At 36.0% G+C, this 19,454-nt stretch carries 19 protein-coding genes; 3 read left to right on the plus strand and 16 right to left on the minus strand.

What is annotated here, in order from left to right; genetic code table 11:
• Nucleotides 1-2 precede the first annotated feature (2 nt).
• The 7 genes from QCD85_RS09530 to QCD85_RS09560 all read right to left on the minus strand — a co-directional run bounded on the left by QCD85_RS09530 (nucleotide 3) and on the right by QCD85_RS09560 (nucleotide 6,153).
• The gene (locus QCD85_RS09530) at nucleotides 3-1,079 is read right to left on the minus strand and encodes a HAMP domain-containing sensor histidine kinase (RefSeq protein ID WP_301262430.1); all 1,077 of its coding nucleotides are present in this window, start codon (nucleotides 1,077-1,079) and stop codon (nucleotides 3-5) included.
• The gene (locus tag QCD85_RS09535) at nucleotides 1,076-1,753 is read right to left on the minus strand and encodes a response regulator transcription factor (protein ID WP_301262431.1); all 678 of its coding nucleotides are present in this window, start codon (nucleotides 1,751-1,753) and stop codon (nucleotides 1,076-1,078) included. Before QCD85_RS09535 ends, QCD85_RS09530 begins: the two co-directional genes overlap by 4 nt.
• Before the next feature lie 63 nt (nucleotides 1,754-1,816).
• Complete coding sequence (locus tag QCD85_RS09540) at nucleotides 1,817-2,998, minus strand: pectin acetylesterase-family hydrolase (RefSeq protein WP_301262432.1); 1,182 nt, start codon at nucleotides 2,996-2,998, stop codon at nucleotides 1,817-1,819.
• A 54-nt stretch (nucleotides 2,999-3,052) separates the two neighbouring features.
• The gene (locus QCD85_RS09545; RefSeq protein WP_301262433.1) at nucleotides 3,053-4,006 is read right to left on the minus strand and encodes an alpha/beta hydrolase family protein; all 954 of its coding nucleotides are present in this window, start codon (nucleotides 4,004-4,006) and stop codon (nucleotides 3,053-3,055) included.
• A 485-nt stretch (nucleotides 4,007-4,491) separates the two neighbouring features.
• A complete protein-coding gene (locus tag QCD85_RS09550; protein ID WP_301262434.1) occupies nucleotides 4,492-5,031 on the minus strand; it encodes an SMI1/KNR4 family protein in 540 nt (179 codons plus the stop codon).
• A gap of 29 nt (nucleotides 5,032-5,060) precedes the next feature.
• On the minus strand, nucleotides 5,061-5,549 hold the full coding sequence (locus QCD85_RS09555; RefSeq protein WP_301262435.1) for a hypothetical protein: 489 nt from the start codon (nucleotides 5,547-5,549) through the stop codon (nucleotides 5,061-5,063).
• Nucleotides 5,550-5,580: 31 nt separating this feature from the next.
• Complete coding sequence (locus QCD85_RS09560) at nucleotides 5,581-6,153, minus strand: hypothetical protein (RefSeq protein ID WP_274172786.1); 573 nt, start codon at nucleotides 6,151-6,153, stop codon at nucleotides 5,581-5,583.
• 206 nt (nucleotides 6,154-6,359) lie between these two features.
• On the opposite strand from QCD85_RS09560, the gene QCD85_RS09565 reads away from it, so the two are divergent.
• The gene (locus tag QCD85_RS09565; protein WP_301262436.1) at nucleotides 6,360-6,836 is read left to right on the plus strand and encodes a DUF5301 domain-containing protein; all 477 of its coding nucleotides are present in this window, start codon (nucleotides 6,360-6,362) and stop codon (nucleotides 6,834-6,836) included.
• Between the two features lie 76 nt (nucleotides 6,837-6,912).
• On the opposite strand, the gene QCD85_RS09570 is transcribed toward QCD85_RS09565, so the two are convergent.
• The 6 genes from QCD85_RS09570 to QCD85_RS09595 all read right to left on the minus strand — a co-directional run bounded on the left by QCD85_RS09570 (nucleotide 6,913) and on the right by QCD85_RS09595 (nucleotide 13,569).
• Entirely contained in the window at nucleotides 6,913-8,907 is a 1,995-nt protein-coding gene (locus tag QCD85_RS09570; protein ID WP_301262437.1) for a stalk domain-containing protein, read from the minus strand.
• Nucleotides 8,908-9,244: 337 nt separating this feature from the next.
• Nucleotides 9,245-9,883: an NAD(P)-dependent oxidoreductase gene (locus QCD85_RS09575; protein WP_301262438.1), complete on the minus strand. Its 639-nt coding sequence runs from the start codon at nucleotides 9,881-9,883 to the stop codon at nucleotides 9,245-9,247.
• A gap of 63 nt (nucleotides 9,884-9,946) precedes the next feature.
• Complete coding sequence (locus QCD85_RS09580) at nucleotides 9,947-10,681, minus strand: DUF7832 domain-containing protein (protein ID WP_301262439.1); 735 nt, start codon at nucleotides 10,679-10,681, stop codon at nucleotides 9,947-9,949.
• A gap of 218 nt (nucleotides 10,682-10,899) precedes the next feature.
• Complete coding sequence (locus tag QCD85_RS09585) at nucleotides 10,900-12,312, minus strand: radical SAM protein (protein ID WP_204823946.1); 1,413 nt, start codon at nucleotides 12,310-12,312, stop codon at nucleotides 10,900-10,902.
• A 162-nt stretch (nucleotides 12,313-12,474) separates the two neighbouring features.
• The gene (locus tag QCD85_RS09590) at nucleotides 12,475-13,284 is read right to left on the minus strand and encodes a prolipoprotein diacylglyceryl transferase (RefSeq protein WP_301262440.1); all 810 of its coding nucleotides are present in this window, start codon (nucleotides 13,282-13,284) and stop codon (nucleotides 12,475-12,477) included.
• A 12-nt stretch (nucleotides 13,285-13,296) separates the two neighbouring features.
• The gene (locus QCD85_RS09595) at nucleotides 13,297-13,569 is read right to left on the minus strand and encodes a hypothetical protein (protein ID WP_301262441.1); all 273 of its coding nucleotides are present in this window, start codon (nucleotides 13,567-13,569) and stop codon (nucleotides 13,297-13,299) included.
• A gap of 221 nt (nucleotides 13,570-13,790) precedes the next feature.
• On the opposite strand from QCD85_RS09595, the gene QCD85_RS09600 reads away from it, so the two are divergent.
• A complete protein-coding gene (locus QCD85_RS09600; RefSeq protein ID WP_273612539.1) occupies nucleotides 13,791-14,609 on the plus strand; it encodes an SDR family NAD(P)-dependent oxidoreductase in 819 nt (272 codons plus the stop codon).
• A 163-nt stretch (nucleotides 14,610-14,772) separates the two neighbouring features.
• On the plus strand, nucleotides 14,773-15,669 hold the full coding sequence (locus QCD85_RS09605; protein WP_301262442.1) for a hypothetical protein: 897 nt from the start codon (nucleotides 14,773-14,775) through the stop codon (nucleotides 15,667-15,669).
• Nucleotides 15,670-15,766: 97 nt separating this feature from the next.
• Here the strand turns inward: QCD85_RS09605 and QCD85_RS09610 are convergent, their stop codons facing one another.
• The 3 genes from QCD85_RS09610 to QCD85_RS09620 form a co-directional block, all read right to left on the minus strand.
• A complete protein-coding gene (locus tag QCD85_RS09610; protein WP_273612541.1) occupies nucleotides 15,767-15,994 on the minus strand; it encodes a DUF896 domain-containing protein in 228 nt (75 codons plus the stop codon).
• A 590-nt stretch (nucleotides 15,995-16,584) separates the two neighbouring features.
• The gene (locus QCD85_RS09615; RefSeq protein WP_301262443.1) at nucleotides 16,585-17,796 is read right to left on the minus strand and encodes an ABC transporter permease; all 1,212 of its coding nucleotides are present in this window, start codon (nucleotides 17,794-17,796) and stop codon (nucleotides 16,585-16,587) included.
• Nucleotide 17,797: 1 nt separating this feature from the next.
• Nucleotides 17,798-19,246, minus strand: a complete 1,449-nt coding sequence (locus tag QCD85_RS09620; RefSeq protein WP_274172775.1) for an HlyD family secretion protein — start codon at nucleotides 19,244-19,246, stop codon at nucleotides 17,798-17,800.
• Between the last annotated feature and the right edge of the window lie 208 nt (nucleotides 19,247-19,454).

The raw sequence follows: 19,454 nt of genomic DNA on the forward strand, positions 1-19,454 counted from the left end.
ACTCAATGTTCTTCCATTTTTGAATATAACAAGATAGTAAACAGGCTACCATTCCCAAGCTCACTTTGTACCTGAATCTTGCCACGACAAAGATCAACAATCCGTTTGACCAAAGGCAACCCTAAACCGTTACCAGTGCTAGCATGGGAAGTATTTCCTTGAAAAAATTTATCAAAAATATGCGATTTTGTTTCTTCATTCATTCCCATGCCTTCATCTTGTATCGTAAATCGTATTTCATTTTCTATTTTTTCTAAATTAATGGTGATAGAACTATCTGGATCTGAAAATTTTATTGCATTGTCCAAAAGATTAATCCAAATTTGTTGGGTTAGTTCTTCGTTTCCGAAAAAAGTTACTTTTTCTAAATCAATATTTATATTCAAATGTTTAGCTGACCACTTCAACTCCATCAAAATAATTGTTTTTCTGATTTGTTCATCCAATCTAAATGATGATTGATCTACAATAATCTCTAAATTCTCATATTTAGCTAACATCAGAATATTAGAAGAGAGTGCAGATAAACGTTCTGATTCCGTCACTATAATATTTAGATACTCCGTTCTCTCTTCTTCTGTTAGATTATTATCCTGAAGAAGCTTGGCAAAACCTCGGATAGATATAATGGGTGTTTTGAATTCATGAGAGAAGTTGTTAATAAAATCACTTCTCAATGTTTCAATACTAGCTAATTCTTGCGTCATTTTATTAAAACTTTCTGAAAGTTCTTCCAATTCTCCAATTCCTTTTATATCAACTTTTACATTGAAATTTCCAGCAGCTACTTGGTGTATTGAGGCAATAACTCTGCGTATTGGATTCAAAGCTTTTTTACTTAAAAAAGCAGTTATGGTTGTTCCAATCAGGATACAGATTATAAAAATATTAAATAAACTCCTTATCGGACTTTCTGGATTTGCTGTTTGATTTTGAGGCTCAGAAAACGTAGTTAATCCTAATGACGAAAGCAATAAAAAAATTATAATAATCGTTACAAAAGTGGCAACCAATACACCGAATACAAGTAACACTAATGTTATGGCTAGACTTAATCTTTTCTTGAACAGATGTATCATATTCTATTCAGCACCGCCTTATAACCTAATCCCCTGACCGTTATAATTTCAAACTCTTTCCAATCCTGAAGTCGATTTCGCAAACGATTAATATGAACGCTAATGGTATGATCATCTGTTTCCGATTCAAGTCCCCAGATTTCATCCATCAGCTGTAATCTGGTAAAGATCACATTAGGATACGAAAGTAATTTGAAAAGTAGCTGAAACTCTTTCTGTGGCAAAAGAAAAATTTGTTCTCCTTTTGCCACAGTTAATGAATCATAATCAAGTATTACTTTTCCAATATTCAACTTGTGTTCACTTGCGATTTTTGCTCGTCGAAGTAATGCTTTGATACGTAGTACCATTTCTTCTTCATCTACTGGTTTTATCATGTAATCATCGGTTCCAACAAGAAAACCTTTTCTTTTATCTTCTTGCTCTTGTTTGGCTGTTACCATTAAGATTGGTAGATCTCTCCATGCAAGACGAATTTGTTTTGTCAATTCATAGCCATCCATATTGGGCATCATCAGATCAAGCATTACTAAATCGATGTGTTGCTTTTCCATTAATTTGAGTGCCTCAATACCATCCTCTGCCCAATAAGTATTAAACCCCTTTTGCTTTAACACGGCGCATGTTAACTTTCTTATATTTGGATCATCTTCCACTATTAAAATAGTAAACAAATGTTTATCTCCTTTAAGTACAGCATCTGATTCGATATTAACAAAGTACTGTATAACGAATGATCAATATTTCTTGTCTAATAGACTTAACCCATAACTTTTTACATTATTATTTACAGCATCATATATCCATCTAGCAATACTTTTATTATCTATTATTTCTTTGAATACTTGGGGTATTACTAATATGGTATGTTGAGTTAATTCTGTATCTTTCTGAATAGATCCTTCAAAAATAAATATTCCAACATCCGGTATTTTATTTTGAAGATCTCTAACCATTTCTTTTAAATCACTTTGAAAAATATCTCCTCTTTTTCTAGAAGATTGTAGAGTTCCGTCAGTTATATAACCCTGATATTGAGAAAGAATTGCATCTCTTATAGAACAATCAAACAAAATTTTAACTTTTTTATTATATTTTTTCTTTAAAGCAACTAAGCTATCTAGAGTAATATTGTCTGTTTTCAAATTATTAGTTATTGCTTGCGGAGCGTGCCATATATTCTTGGCTGTTTCATGCCACTTAGTATACAGCAGAAGTGAACTATCTACAGCAACAGTTATATTGTTTGTATTTGGAAAATGACGTATGATATTGTCGGCAAGAAGTGCTGCTCCAAATCCACCTGCAGAAGAACCAGCTATCACTAAAGCTTCTGGATCAGTATTAATATACTTTAAGGCTTCGTCTAGCATTTTCGAGTAGTTAGTATACCCGTAATGAAATTTTATATCTTTTGTACCGTCTTCTTTTATATATTCGTAAGCACCAGCTCCAACATGAAAATCTCCTGTTGAGTAGGGTATTACAATGACAGTCCAATCTTTAAATGGGTTTTCGTTTTGAGTGCCACTAATCCCCCATTTAGCCATATTATCACCATTTTCACTAGCTACATTATAAAAACCATTTTTAATCCCTTTTATATTTGGTCTTTCCTCGGTGTAATTATCTATACTGACCCCACCACCATATAATTCAATTAAAACTTTATTTTCTTTTCCAATTTTAATATTACCGTGCCATTGTTTACCCATAGCAGACTTAGCATTTTTGGGGTAAATATTATACCATTCTCCAACTTTAGGATTATCCGTTAAATTGGTAAATTGATTTGTAAAATAATGTTTAACAACAAAAAAACCACTAATACTTATTATAATAATTCCCAGAAAAATTATACCTGTTATTTTCAAGCCCTTATATTTCTTCTTATTTTTATCTTTATTTTCAACTGTCATAATTAGCTCCTTACATTTTTGTTAAACTATATGATTCATTTGATTACATATAGTTTAATGGTTTTCAAAATATTTATGAGTATATTCGTCCATTTTCTCATAGTATTCTTGTAATTTATCCGGATCGTTTAGTAGACCGTGTCCTGAATTTGGAAATTCAATATAATCATAACTCACTTTATATTTATCCAATGTTTCCAATAGTGGTATTTTTAATTGAGATGGCACAATTTTATCTTTAGGACCGTAAGCTAATAACAAAGGAATCGTATTTTTAGTAATAAATGATACCGGACTAATTTCTTGTATAGCTTTTTGATATTCCTTTGACCCTAATTGTTTTAAAGTGAACTCTTTCCCCGCCATTTTATTTACAAAATCCACTTTATTCTTATCTGTAGTAGAAGCCCATAATTCAGGTTTAAAACTTGTAGGACCACTTTGTTCAAAAACAAATTTGATTGGAATCGGTGAACTAGTTCCATATCTAAAGGCAAATAACATTGCTAAACATCCGCCTGCAGATTCTCCTGTTGTCGCCATTTCAGATATAGGATAAGCTAATTCTTTAGTTTTACTATTTATTGAATCAAGTGCTGTTTTGAGTTCATTATACATAACATTTAAATTTGAAATTTCTTCTCCATCTTGGAGTGTATAGTTGACTGATGCTACCACATATCCCTTTGATGCAAAATACTTGCTTATCGGTTCTCCATCTGTTTTATCCCCTGCTGTAAAACCACCACCATGAATATACATGATTAATGAATAATTCTTTTTACTTTTGTCTGCAGGTAAATATAAATCATAATTATTATGTGAACCTTTACTATACGGTATATTACTTACAATAGATCCAACACTATCATCCCACTTTACTTTTAAATAACTGTATTGTTCATTCGCAATTTGTAGTTGAGCGACTTTTGAACCGGCTAAGCATGAAAAAAGAAATACTCCTAGACATAGGATGATAAAAAATAGAATCTTCAACAACTTTTTCATAGCTTTTAAATTCCTTTCGCAAACCCCATCGTTACGGAATACCCTACTACTAGACCAAAAATGATAATAAGCGAAACAACAATTATTTTTTTGCTCATACTTCTGTTTACTCCTTTATGAGATCCATCTAATTTTTATGTGGTCATTAGAATAAATTTCTGTTTATTGATTATAGTATTAAATTTAGTACAACTATATAAACTGAATATCAACTGGGAATAAAGATATAATGTTTTTATATTTTTTTGAAATGTATTGATGTTGAAGGAGAATTAAGAGAGGTGAAGGATCGTATATGATTAGAAAATAATCGAAGGTTCTATACATATCTGAAACATGTATGTGTAAAAGTGTCACTGTCTCTAGGTGTGAGTTAGAAATAGTAACACTTGAAGAAGATAATTTGGAGGTCTACAAATGAACTAGATAAGAATTAGTCCTATGATATTCCAAAAAAATTGTGTTTTCTTTGGCTTGTTTGACTCTTAATCCTCAAAGAGAGCATCAGTTTCCTCTTGCAGAGCGATCTCTATGAATTCAAAAAAATGAGTAGCTTCGACAGAACGATATTCCCAATCATGCCAGAAATATAACACTTGTCCTATCGTACCTTCTTCTGTCGGATCTGTATCTATACACAAATAATCTCCTCCACCATTACTAGCAATCGGAATCCATTTGGAATTCCATGCTAACGGTTGGACCCCTGGCTGTGAATCTATTTCCCAATCTTCAGGGTCAAATTCTTCTTGCAAGAAAGTCCAATTTTCGATAATTTCGTGTATAGGAGATAAAGTAAGATTTCGCACAAAGCATGTCGTTTCTATCTGTTCTTGTTGACCATTATGTATGCGATAAAATGCTTTAATCTGTTCAGGTATCACTACACCAAGAGCATCTTCCAACCCGGCGATGTCTTGATCTGTAGCACCAGACTGTAAATGAAGTTTAGTTTCAAATTGATGATCATCGACTGATCCTTTCGCAATAATCTGCTTCCATAATTTTCGCGCTTGAGTCTCCATACTATTCTCCTTGTCTATTAGTTGATAGATTATCTTTGCCACTCTTCTGGTACATATAACCATAAAGCAGGTTCAAGACATGGTTTATAATTTGCAGTTTGTTTAAAGTCATACATAATGTAATGTTTGATTTGTGTGTTCATATCTTTACTATATTCAGACTGATTTTTGAAAGAGAGCTTATCCAGCTCTGTCGTTGGAATTTCATGAAGAGGTAACATGGTTTCGCTAAACCACCCATTTCGATACTTGCTCCGCGGTCCTCCCATATGATGAGAACAATTCTTTTGCTGGAGTTCATCCGCTGAGTTAGAATAACACCACCATGTGACAGCATACACAACGATATTATGTGTAGTTAGTGCTTCTATAAAGTCGCTCACATCGGGCAATGCTGTGATGCAGTCTATATATCCTGTACCAACAGGTTCAACTTTATACTTTTCTAATAAGTCATTCAATACGGGTTGTATCGTTGCTTGATTGTGTTGCAATTGGTGCAGGTATTCTAATGACATTTCAGTTCTCCGATCTCTAATAAAGGATGAGTTAGTTAGAGGTAAAGTGATATTGTATATATTTTTGAGCTAATTCTTGATCTGTGATAGTATCTAACCAATCTGAACGTAACCAAAGAGGAATCTGAATAATACGTTGCAAAGCATGTACAGCTTGTTCGCAGTCTGTAATGGATAGAAGTTGATTTAGGGCATCAATATGTTCACGACCAACAAGTTCTGCAAGAATACTAATATCGGCTTCTTTATCTTCTAATCCATAATCTTCTCTTACTCCATCAGAACACCATATCTGAGCAGTACTTTCAGATCCATCAACAAATACATTCATTTCAAATACATCGTCATCAAAGTATCCGATTGCAAGTACAGGAAATGGTAGACAGCTCGATAATTCTTCTGCGAAAGAACTAACTTCTCCCCATACAAAAAAATCATTTAGTACTGAAACCCATCCTTTTTTATATTCTCCGACAACATATATATTTTTTGAAAAATGCCCCATTATTTCTTGATCACGATAAGGATTCACTTCCTGTAAAGCTTTTAACACTTCTTCCAATTGATCCGTCTGAATATGTATATTAGCAAAATGTGTCCCCATGTTCTACCTCCAAATTTAAGATGATGTAGCTAAATAAATACGATCTAACTCATTATAATAACTGTACTTATCAAATTGAAGTGTAGGTATCTCTTCAAACCATTGTACTGTATCACCGATATTATGATTGCATTCGTTTACAAAATAATACATTTTATAGTAGACTAAAAAGCTAGTATTGCTATTATGTAAGAAAGGAGAAGCAGATGAAGAAATGGGAAAAGTATTTGTTCTTTTCGATTGTAACAGCGCTCATTGTTATCCCTTTAATTGTATATGTAGCTAATCGTAATCATACGTTTGCAGAATTAGTAACCGAACGAATGACAGCTAGCGAACCTGTTGTATCCCTCTCTCTTACAAAATCATCAAGTGAGAAGCAGATAAAAATCAAAGATCCTGTTCAGATTCATCAGATTATGGATAACTTATCTACAACGCAATTAGTCAAAGTAAAGTCACCCCATCTACAAGGTACCTATTCTTATTATATTCATCTTAAAGTCGGAGATAACCGGCATAGTCGGGCACGGTACGGTCTTATTTTGTATAGTAACAATTATATCAGTATTTATGATTTTGAACGCAACGATAAATATAACGGATTAACCTATCAAATAAAGTCTCCTTATTCTATACAACAGATTGATCATTTGTATGCAGCTCTATCCCATAATACATAAGAAAAAAACAAGCCAACACGAGATTAAATCTAATGTGTTGGCTTGTTTTTATATTGAAACTATATACTCATTTTATTTAAATATTAAATATTTCATATACAACGCCGTCACCAATACCTAGCATATTCAGATAATTTTCACCGATATAAGACCAGATTTCGATCGTATGTCCATTATCTTTAGTGACTGTCTTTTTATCAGGATTTCCCCAGGATAATAATACTTGTCTGCTAGTCATTCCCTCCACAACTTCAGCATTAATAATGCGATTCCATGTTGCTTGTGACCAGTTGTATTTACTACGAATATCGTAATTAAAAAATTGTTCTGTATCTGATAATAGGCTTGTAATCTCTGCACCAGTTAATCGGTCAGATAAATATTCTTTACCTTTACGATCGCTAAATTGGATCACAAATCGTGTTCTATTATAAGCATCTTTTTCTGCGTTAATATCTTTGATCGTTACTTTGCTAAATCGCTCACCAGCTTTATGATAATAATTTACCCAGTACGACTTACCAAGTAGTCTTGTTAAATTGCCAATCTCTTCTTGTTTGATTAACTTTAAAGTTTTATCTGATTGAATCGTAATCGTTGAACCATTTACTTGTATCAGGGCTTGTTGATATTTCGTATCCCAATTCACTTTAGTGTCTTTGGAAAGGCTTGATAATAAAGTGGCTGGAAATACAGTCTGATTTCCAGAAGTTTGAACTTTGCCTTTCATCTTCACTGCTTGATTGTTAACTTGAGCAACTGCACTATTTTTATTTAATACTATGCTAGTAGTTCCCCAGTTAACTTTGAATTGATTGCCATTGACTAGAATCGTACTACCCATCGCTTTGAATATAGTCTGTAAAGGTAGATAGACTGAACCATCGATCATTACTGCGCCTGTTAAAGCTTCTTCTGTTGTTCCATTTAACGGAGATTGAGCTGTTAATGTATCTGTTGTTAAAGTAATCGTAGCATTACCAATTGCTTTTACTTTAATCGTACCATCGCTTAATATTTCCGCAACGGGCGAAGGAGCTACACTCAATTCATTGGCACTAGCCGGACGAGTATTTATAGAGCCGTTGGAATACACTTCCTGAATCTGTGCATTTATTTTATCTCCTACCGAAGCGTTGGTTTTGGATAAAATCAATTTCAACTCGCTAATAGATGGTGCTTGAAGTGGGGTTACTGTTTTGTTAGCATCTTCTACCCAATCGCCGCTTTTAGTTTGAGCATATATTCCGTTAGGTGAATAGACCACTTGCGCAATATTGGCGAGTTCGCTGATCTGTTGAGGGGCAAAGCCATTAGAACGACTATATGACCATACTGATCCATCTTTTTTCACTACCAGTAATGAACGTTTAGATCCTTGCCATTCTATAGATGTTGCATCATTTGCAATGACTTGAGGCGCATCACCAGATAACAGATCAAGCAAAGTCACGCTACCATCACTACGTAGAACAGCTATTGCTATTTCGTCTTGTTTTATCGATACAGCATCAGGATAAGATCCAATTTTACGACCTAGACCATTTTGATAATTTTTATAATATAAAATATCTCCAGATTGCTTGAGTATGGCATACGAATCATTAAATGCATCAAGTAATTTCACGCTGTTCGGTAAAGTATCTGGTTTGCCTGATCCGATCATATCCACTTTGCCATCTTTATGTAATACAATCCCATTGCCCGAGATGTGAGCAACATTATTCATTCCTGCAATCACTTCGATTTGTTGAGTGATATCATCCCATCCCATGGCTTGTCCACTTGTCGTCCAACCATAATATTGATGATTCGATCCTACGCTAATCCCTTCAAATTGATATTCAGAATGCCAGGGCCCTTTCATAGACATCGCCCACATTGAACCATCAGATAATAAGTAATGATCTTTATCAATAACGCTTACAATCTGAAGATTCGAATGATTAGTTTCTGCTGCCGATACCTTAAATATAGGAGAAAACAATGGTGCATTACTCCCCAAAGATATTCCTACTACTAGCGTTGATGATATTACCCATTTAGCCAATGGAATTTTTTTCTCAAGCATGTTATAACCCCTTTTTCTATGTATTTGATGTGTTGTATAAAGCCTATATCTAATGTAAGCCCTTCTTTATATCGGCATATCAGTGAATAATTTGTAATTTTGTTTGAAATACATGCGCCATATTTTATTTGACAAAGGGGTTGAGATGTTTATAATTTTCTTTTTTCATGATTTTGATTTTATTATTGTGAATTTTTCATATGTTGAAATTTTAATTTTAATAGTAGTAGGGTTATAAAAATATGAAATATTTTTTGCCGCTCCCCTCGCTATTTTGGGCACAAAAAAAGGACCAAAATAGGATCCTTTTCGTTGTTACTTATTATGTTTTTACTTATTATTCGGTTACAAAAACACCTTGTTGATGGTACACAGAAGTATGAAGTTGATCAATCATAAAATCAGCTAGATTAGCACGAGATAGCTTTTTCTTACTGGAAGTTCCTTTATTGATGTGTGGCTCATGGATATAAGTTCCTGTTTTCGCTCCTGATGTTAGAATCGGAGGTTGAACTGATATCCAGTCCAGCCCACTGTTGGCTAGAAAAGCTTCTTTTTCTCGGTGGTCTGCGATTAAGTTCTTCATCGCTAGTGGGACGATATATTTGTATAGTGCTCCTAATTGAGACGATTCTTTGCGAACACCTATAAAGGAAACATGAATAAATTTGCTGATCTGATTGGCTTGAGCTGCTTTGATAATGTTTTTGGTCGCTTCGGTAAGTACAGGATCTCTTTGAAAAGGAGTCTTCGCTCCTAAAGCTGAGAAAACAGCGTCATATGGATGTGCTCTCATAACTCGATCAATATCATCATAATGGGATAAGTCCCCTTTTTCGATGATCAGCTTGGGATCACTAATAGTTAGCTTTTCCGGATGACGTACCAATGCAGTGACTTGATACCCATGCTCTAACGACTGCTTCACCAGTTCAAGACCTGTTTTGCCTGTGGCTCCAAAAATGATAATATTCATTGATCTCACTCCTTTAGAATGGTATTCATTTGCATTTTTTTAGGTTTTATTATTATGAATTTTTCATATGTTGAAATTTTTAAATTTGCTGTATCGTTGGTTGATCATAGGTTCTAATTTCTTATAATTCTCTAAAGAATCCTGCACATGGTATTCACCAGGTAACGAACTTGCCAAACAATCGATATAATCTGCTAAATATAGATTATCATCTTTATTTAGATATTGACGTGCAAATGCATTTCCTTCTTCTGATAGATCATTTGAACTAAGTGAACCATCAAGATACTCCTCAAAAAAATGCGCACCGCTCATTTCACCCTGCTTTACTAGATTTATACTTGTTTGATACTGATCTACAATTTTCTGAGTCAGTAGATTATTTATTATAAGCCAAGTGACAAACATTCCAGTATGTATATAAGCTTGGAAAGGCAATAATGTTTTGGGATAGTCCCCATCATAGTGCCATTTCGCTTTGTCATATACATAAGCTTTCTCTCTTCTACTTAAATTAGCATATTTTATATCTGTATCTTGTAAAATTTTCGTATTTTGTTTTGTAAATCCTTCTTTTATTAGCTGTTCAATCAATTCGTCTACACGAACTTGTGCTTCTTTAAAATCCTTATACTGTTCAATGTTTTCTCTCTTTGTTCTTATTCGTTCAAGCATACGTCCTTTTACAATATAGAGAATACTTTGATAAGACAATCTTTCTAATCTCAAATGCATATATTGTGTCGATTTCTCACCACTTTTAGTCAGAAAATTTTCGAGTTCTGTTTTATATTCCATAAGCTTATTCACTCCATAATACCTTTTTGTATAGCATACTCTTTTTTATTTATTTTTGGTATCTACGCCCTTCTCTTCTACTTCGTTATCACTGTTCCCAAATAAAAAACCTAGACTCACTACCAGTGCCATACACACTCATAGTAACTCTAGGTTTTCCCATCAATAGTATAACGGACCTTTTTGAGCAATGATCATAGTTCTAATTACAAATCATATTAATCCCAAGCTGTAGCGATCTCTTGTTTTCGTTCTTCTAACAGCTTTTCTTTATCATCACGATAAAATAGATTGTACGTATCAAAAGGGATAATGCGCCCATCTGGATGGACAATATGCACACATGATTTTTTGACAGACCGAACATCAAAGTTATAAGCATCTAAAAACTGCATAATAATAACGCGGAATACATTATCATAGTTAATTTCCTTTGGCACTGCTGCAAGAGGTAGACAGCATAACAGACTTTTGAGCGATAGTGCCGAAGAAATCGGTGAGTGACCCGTCGATAACAGCTCAAATAATTTACCACGAATCACCGGATCTTGTTCAAATACAATCGTATTGCTATCCCCTTCTAACAAGATTGAAGGCTCAATCATGCGTGTTAATGGTAACACTTCCCGTCCTAATTTGAGTGCATAGCCCATTGCCAGACAATCAGGATGACAAGGAACCGGTAAAATATCATCTTCTTGAAATACTTCTGATTGATCAATAATCATTTGTCTGACTTCACTTACAGTTAAGCGATCTGTCGCCGGGTCGTATCCTTCTAATCGCCCTGCTGCTTGAATCGGTTGAATGGTGACACCACGAACAGCTTTTTGTTTGAGTCCATATTGAATAATTTTACCAATTTCTGTATCGTTTAATCCTTTTTTTAGCGTCACTACCAGAGTGGTCGACAAATTATATTTATTTAGATGACGAATCGCATCTTCTCGTATACGCCTAAGATCAGCACCACGTAATTCTTTCAATACATCAGCTTCAAAGCTATCAAATTGCAAATAGATTTCAAAGCCTGGCATATACGAAGCTAATCGCTTGGTGAACTCACGATCTTGCGCAATCCGAATCCCATTTGTATTGAGCATAATATGTTGAATTGGACGGCTTTTGCACATATCTAAAATTTCAAAAAATTGTGGATGTGTTGTCGGCTCTCCCCCACTGATCTGTACGATATCCGGTTCGCCTTCATTTTCTACAATCCGATCTAACATAAATGCAATCTGTTCTAGCGAACGATAAGAAGTACGATGAGGTGAAGATTCAGCAAAACAAATAGGGCATTGCAGATTACAATGATCCGTAATCTCTAATAAAGTAAGACAGCTATGTTGCTCATGATCCGGGCATAACCCGCAATCGTATGGGCAACCATACTTAATCGGTGTGTTCCAGACTAAAGGCATTTCTGAAGGCTTAATAAATTCTCGTGTGCGATGATAATACTCTACATCTGTAGAAATAAGTACTTTTTCAGGCCCATGTACAAGGCAACGCTTGAGCATATATATTCGTCCATCTTCTTCAATAATTTTGGCTTCGACTTTGCGGTAACAAGTCGTACAGATACTATTCGTCAATTCATGATATAGATACGGTCGATTTTTAGGCATAGTATATCGCTCCTTTTATGGTAGATATCCTAAAATATATTCACGTAACAGGTATATATAGCATTAGATAGGTTGGTTGTAATCATAATATGTAGAGCTTGGTAGAATATAAGTGTAAGGATAATGATTAATTTGCTTTCAATATATTGATCAAATATTGCATTATATTGCTTTTATCTGATGAGAATTATTTCTACGTTTGCCCCAGATCAGCCAGCTATAATAAATCAATCCAGCCACACAAGCCAATTGAATATTATTATGTCCCCAGTAAGGATGCAAAGTAGGCTTGATATATTCAATTACAAATCGAAATAACAGATAACTTGCCATAAACCACTGGAACATTCGACCGGATACATAGGAAGTGTACGATGTGGATGTCTGACCTTCAGACGATAATACAGATAATAGACGACTTTGACGATATAACGGAATCAAGCAAACAGCCAGTACAATTAGAAAAGCAATCTCGTATAATTGAGTCGGATGACGCATAATACCATCACCAAAATTTACACCTGTTATCCATGTTGTTGCTATCCCATACGTATGATCATCCAGTCCGGTCAAAAAGCATCCTATTCGCCCTAGCACCAGACCAAGTATAAGCGGATAGACAAAATCGTCTCCTGTAGAGCTTTTCCAACCGATCCAGCGCTTGGTCAATTCTACACCAATCAGCCCTCCTAACAATCCACCGACAATCGTTTTGCCACCCCACAACAAGTGAAACTGACGTAATTGTTCCCATGTTGCTACTGGATTTTCGAACCAGAATAATAACTTAGCACCTACCGCCGCTCCGAGAATCGTACCTGCTAATATTTGCAGACTCATCAGCTTGGACATTTCACTAGGTCGACGTGTCCACAAATAGAGGCGAAATCCCAAAAAGTAACCTAACGATTCAAACAACACATGGGGATGAATACGCCATGACCCTAAATAAAGATAGACAGGAAACTCCATTCAAGCACTCCTTTAGTAAGAATAGATCATCGCTCCACAGATCGCTGCTAACAGTAAAGCCAATGCCCCCACAATCGCCAGTAAAGCTACAACAATTTGCCAGAATGTATTTTTAGGTTGAGGTTGTTGAGGTTCTAAAGTGCTTGCGGTAGCAGGGTTATTGCAATATGCACGACAGGTCTGCATCTCAGGGTTATAACATTCATCACATAATGGCTTTCCACACCTTGTACATTGATGAACCGCTGCACGATCTGGATGATTCATACAATGAAATTCTTCCATTTGAGCACCTCCCTTGTCATTTATTTCTATTGTAAGCGTTGATACTTAATTGAGCCATCAAAAACCTTATAGACTCGCTAGATTTCTAATTTTTATAGATTTGGTGTAGTATTAGTATGTATTTAGCTTCTATATAAATGATTCATTCCTAACAAAATGATTGCCGATACGGTTGATAGGGTAAAATGGTAATGAGACTATTTCAAGGAGGAACCATCGTTATGTCTATTTCACTTAAAAAATTAAAAGATCAAGTTATCGTTATTACAGGTGCTTCAAGTAAAGTTGGTATTGCTACAGCTAAAATGGCAGCAGCTAAAGGCGCAAAAGTTCTACTTACTTCTAAAAATGAAGATGCGCTCCTCCAATTAGCTACAGAACTTCGTGCTAAAGGATATCCAGCAACATGGGTTCCCGCAGATATTGGAAGAGAAGAAGATGTTCACAAGATTGCCGATGCCGCTATTCGTACATTTGGACGTTTTGATACTTGGGTGAACAGCTCTGATGTCTCTTTACTTGGCGATTCTACAGAAGCGACTCAAGACGATATCAAGCGTATGTTCAATATGAATTATCGCGGAATTATTTATAGTTCGAAGATTGCTATCAATCATTTCAAAGAACGTGGCGTTCCTGGCGCATTGATCAATATGAGTGCTGTCTGGAGTGATCGTGGTACAGTGATTCCTGTTCCTTCTTCCGCTTCTAATTTTTCTGTAAAAGAATGGACAGATAATCTAAGAGCAGAGGTTGCTAAAGATAAAGTTCCTGTATCTATTACGCTTCTTCATCCGGGCAAAGCAGTAACTCCATATAACGAAACGATGAAAAAACATAAAGTTATGGTCTATCCAGCAGGTTCTGTTGCTGAAAATATTATCTATGCCGCTCAAAATCCTAAAGAAGATATTCCTGTGTATGTAAAAGAAAGCAAACACCCTATTTTATCTTCTCTTGCTGTTGCAGGTCTTGGTGTTATTGTCTATGCTTCGATCAAGCAAAAAGACCAACCATACCAATCCAAAGATCAAGTGTAATCGATACTTACTGTTTTCTATAAAGTGTAATACCAGTACTTATGTTATTCAAAAAAGACGATCTTCTGTGTATAGAAGATCGTCTTTTTATATTGAAGTGACTCTATAAAATAGCTATAGTAAATGTAATATACAGCTCATTTGAAGTAGAAAGGATTATACAATGACTACGAATAACAACAAATTGTACAAACAAAAATTAAAAATATTGCAAAAGTTATATCATTATCAAAACAGTGATTATGATGCTACACGTCAGGTCATTATTTATCGTGAAGAAGCATTAACACCAGATGAACGTGAACGATTGCAACAAGATCACTGGAAAATTAACGAGATTATATCGATCGATCATAATACGCTTATTGAATCTATTAGAGTCTGGGGACAAGATGAACAGTTATCGCTCGAACGTGCTAGCGCTGAATTTATAGCGGCTGTAGGTGGCAGTTACCCTCGTGGAATGACAACTTTACATAGTACACTTTTTGCAAAAACCGTACCTGAGCATGATTATCAACCAGCACGTCGCCTGATAGCATGTGGAGTGTGTGGATTTTCAACTTCCAATGCAACACCGCATGATGGACATTGGAGTAATATTGCTTCTATACGGAACTCGTTGTATCAAGGTAGACTGTACCATTCCGTAATCGGTGTTTATACCGATCTACAAGAAAGGCTCACCTTACCTGCTGTCTCGCCTACAGAAGAAGATATCAATGTTTTTCGCAATCTACTCCATCATTTGGATCAAGCCTATGAAGATGAGACTCCGGGTTCATATGAGAAGCGTCTTACTGCTGCCAAATTAATCAAAGGAAATGCAGGCACAAGGCGAGATATTTTACAAACGTTAGCAATCGCAGGGATTCTACCTAATTCACAGATATCACTTGACCCGTTAACATGGACTTCATTTGAAGATATGGTAGATCCTGAGGTGAATCTCAACAATACCAAAGGTCGTTCCGATATGGAGATGCCCTGGGCAGCTTGGGAAGGCAAATTAGGAGTCAATTGGGATCAAGCACGTCTATTATTCGGAGCTTATTTATAAAAAGAATAAATACAGAAAAAAACCTGCCACTCTCTAAAGTAGGCAGGTTCTTTTGTTAACCAGTAGAATATTTATTATAAATAAAGCCAATCATATCTTATTGATGTTTACCTTGTTCTTTTTCCATGCGAATTTTATCGGGTGTAACATCATTTCCTAATTCATCCACAACAGTCAAACCTGAGAAAGTACTCAGTACCTGTCCACGGATTTCGCTTAAATATTCTTTACGCAAGACTTGCTGTTCCGCTTTCTCTTCAGCAGTCAGACCTTCTTCACGCTGTTTTTTAGCCAATTCATTAATACGATTCAAACTTACTATCATTTGTACTCTCTCCTTTCACTTCCTTGTTCCTATTATACACAAACACATGTGATTAGCGAAATTGTATATCTATTGGAAGTATCTGATTCTCTTGATATTAACGATAACCTTTTATCTTAATATTAAGATAAATATAATATACTATATATTTGTTGCTAATACAAGTTTTTGCTTAGAAGTGATTAAGTAGTACATAAGAACACATACAAAAGCTGATCAAGATACCGCTTATACATACAATCGTATTGAAGTATTTCTGATTTTTATGATCTTTGTAAACGTTAAACTGTTTTTGATTACTATAGAACGCTAAATAATTGATTCCTAGCCATAACAAACCCCAACATAATAGGCATATATACCATATAAAATCCAATAAGATTGGCAAAAGCCTGGATAGCTATCACTCTCCATATTACCAACCTGGGATACTCTATGGTTACACTCTGTTCTAACATATTATTATTCTCCTTTGTATTTCCCAAACAAAAAAAACACGCGCTACCCTGTTAAGGATGGCGCGTGCTTCGCGTTTGGTCATATTGAATTTTTCTTATTCTACCATGTCTATATTTATGGGGCAAATACTATCAGTATTTTGATTCTACAGTTGTCTGCTCTACTTGGATAACTTCTCCTGCTTGTTGTTCAGACTTTTTGAACGCTAATGGATAAGCAATAAGGGCAATCAATAAGCTAATCAATCCTATCAAGCTAAGTGCCAATATATCTTGCACAATAGCAGACATGCCCTGACCTTTTAACGTAATGGCTCGTACTGCGTCCAGATAATAAGTTAACGGTAACGCTTTGGCAACCATTTGCAAAAACGTAGGCATCGCTTCTAACGGCCATGTATAACCAGATAACATAAAGGAAGGCACAGCAATCAGCATCAATGTCTGGGTAGCATCGACTTTGGTACGTGAGAACAGACTGAACAAAAATCCTAATCCACATAAGGCTAGATTAAAAGCAATCGAAATGAGAAGAAAAGGCAACAACTGTCCTTTGAATGGAATATGAAATGCAAATGCCGCTATGCTGAATACGGTGATTACATTGACCATTCCGGCTAGAAAATAAGGTGTAAGCTTCGCAACCGCAAGTCTCCATGGGGTATGTCGCCAGTGATAAAACCGACCCCATGTGCCAAGCTCTTTATCTCTTGTACATGATAAAGCAATACCTAACAATAAACATTGCTGAAGCGCTGTAGAGATAACACCGATCGGCATAAATAATTTGTAATTATACACCGGATTGTATAATACTCGTGAACGAAAAGGAATCGTGCTAAAAACAGAATTGGCTTGATCGCTATTCATTCCTTTTTGCTCCAATGCTTTCATTGATGCCCCTGCACTCACACTACTAATGACCTGATTTGCAATCCGACTAGCGCTGTTGGAATACATTAGATTACTACCATCAATCACTGTCAGTATCGGAACATTTTCACCATGCTTGAGTGAGGCTGAAAAGTCATTAGGTATAATCAATCCTACTTTAAATTGCCCTTCTTCGACTTGCTGGACAATATCATCTTGATTCCAGCTTTGCTTGGTAACCGCAAAGGTATCAGTAGCATCGAATGCTTGAATAATTTGCCTGCTTAATTGCGAATTGTCGCCATCATAGACAACGATCGGAATCTCTGTAATCCGTTCATGTGAATATAAAAATCCAAATAATACAGAATATAAAATCGGTGTAATTAATAAAATAATAATCAGCTTTTTGTCTTTAAGCATCAAGCCCAATTCTTCGCGGAATACTTTTCCTATCGTAAGCCGTTCCATATTACTGAACTCCTTTACCATGGAAAATAACCGTCGAACCTGTAGGTACTGTAGCAGGCAGATTGAGCAATTCTACTTTGACTCCGAATGAACGGATATCTGTATCACCAGAAGTTTGACTTGGTTTTTGAATCGCAAAGTCAGCCGCGGCATCAATGACACTTACTTTTCCTTTAACGACTGTATTTCCAGAAAGTAAAGTCACTTGAACAGGATCGCCTACTCGAAGTCCATTCAGATCGGTTTCGGTTACGTAAAATTTCGCCCAGCGCTGGCTAGTAGTCTCCAGTGCATAGACCGGGAAGCCTGCACTTGCCATTTCACCAACATTTAATGACTTGGATTGTATTACTCCATCGACAGAAGCACGCAATACGGTATAGCTAAAATACGTTTGGGCTTCTTGCAAAGCGGCTTTCGCCTGACTCACTTGTGAACGGGCTGCTTTGACTTTGGATTTGGCTTGGGTGAGTGTAGCTGTTGCTTGCTCGATAGCGCCTTGGGCTTGAGCAACAGCACCTTGAGCTTGAGCTACAGCGCCTTGAGCTTGATCAATGCCTGCTGTTGCCGCTTTGACTCCTTCTTGTTGCAAAGCCACTTGTCCCTGTCCGGCTTCCGCTTCTTTTATACTTGCTAATGCTTGTTCATATTGCGCTTGCGCCGCCGCAATCTCTTGTGGACGACTTCCTTTTTGTACTAATTGGAGTTGTTGGACTGCGGCATCATATTTCGCCTGTGCTTGTTTTTGTTCAATAGTGGCTTGATCGAGTGCGGCTTCGGTAGCTAACCCGTTGGTATGTAATTGCTGCACACGTTTGAGACTTTTATTCACAGTTGCCAGTGCTTCTTTAGTTATTTGCATATTCACTTTCGCTTGTTGAATCTCTTCAGGTCTGGCTCCACTTTTGAGCGCTTCCCATTTGGCTTTAGCGGCTTTGGCAGCAGCTTGAGCTTCTTGTAATTTGCTAGAAGCGGTATTCGCTGTTACATCAACTGTCATTTCGCCCTGACTTTTTTTCACCTGTGCAGCATTCACTGCGGCTTGGGCTTCGGTCACACTTGCACTTGCTTGTACTTTGCCTGCTTGCGCCTGAGTTACTCCAGCTTGAGCTTGTTCAACACCGGCTTGGGCTTGAGCTACATTAGCATTGGCTGTCTCAACCGCAGCTTGAGCTTGCGCTACTTTATTCTGCAATTCTTTACTTTCAAGACGAGCAATAATCTGCCCTTTTTTCACTTGCTGTCCTTCTTGTACTAACAATTGATCCACTCTACCAGCTACTTTGAAGCTAGCATTAATGACATCTGATTCGACATAAGCAGTTGGTGTAGAAGTCGATGCTTCTGCATTTAATAAATGACCTTGTTTTCCCCATGTAAACACCGCATAAAAGCAAAGCAAGATTGCGATCACAATCACACTGTATATGGCGTATTTTTTAAATTTCATGTAAGAATCCTCCTATAGAATGTAGTCGTGAAATAAGGTTAACTCGTAAATAAACCAACCTGTGTACGCATAGGTTGGTTAGGATTATTCGCTTGTATAGGGATCTAGATTCCAACGAATAATGAAAAGAATAGCTATGTAGTCTCAATATAACATATACTTGTAGTACACTATATCTACCATAAGTAGACTTGTATAACCTTTTAGT

The organism is Paenibacillus sp. PsM32 (assembly GCF_030433815.1).
Classification (GTDB): domain Bacteria; phylum Bacillota; class Bacilli; order Paenibacillales; family Paenibacillaceae; genus Saccharibacillus; species Saccharibacillus kyungheensis.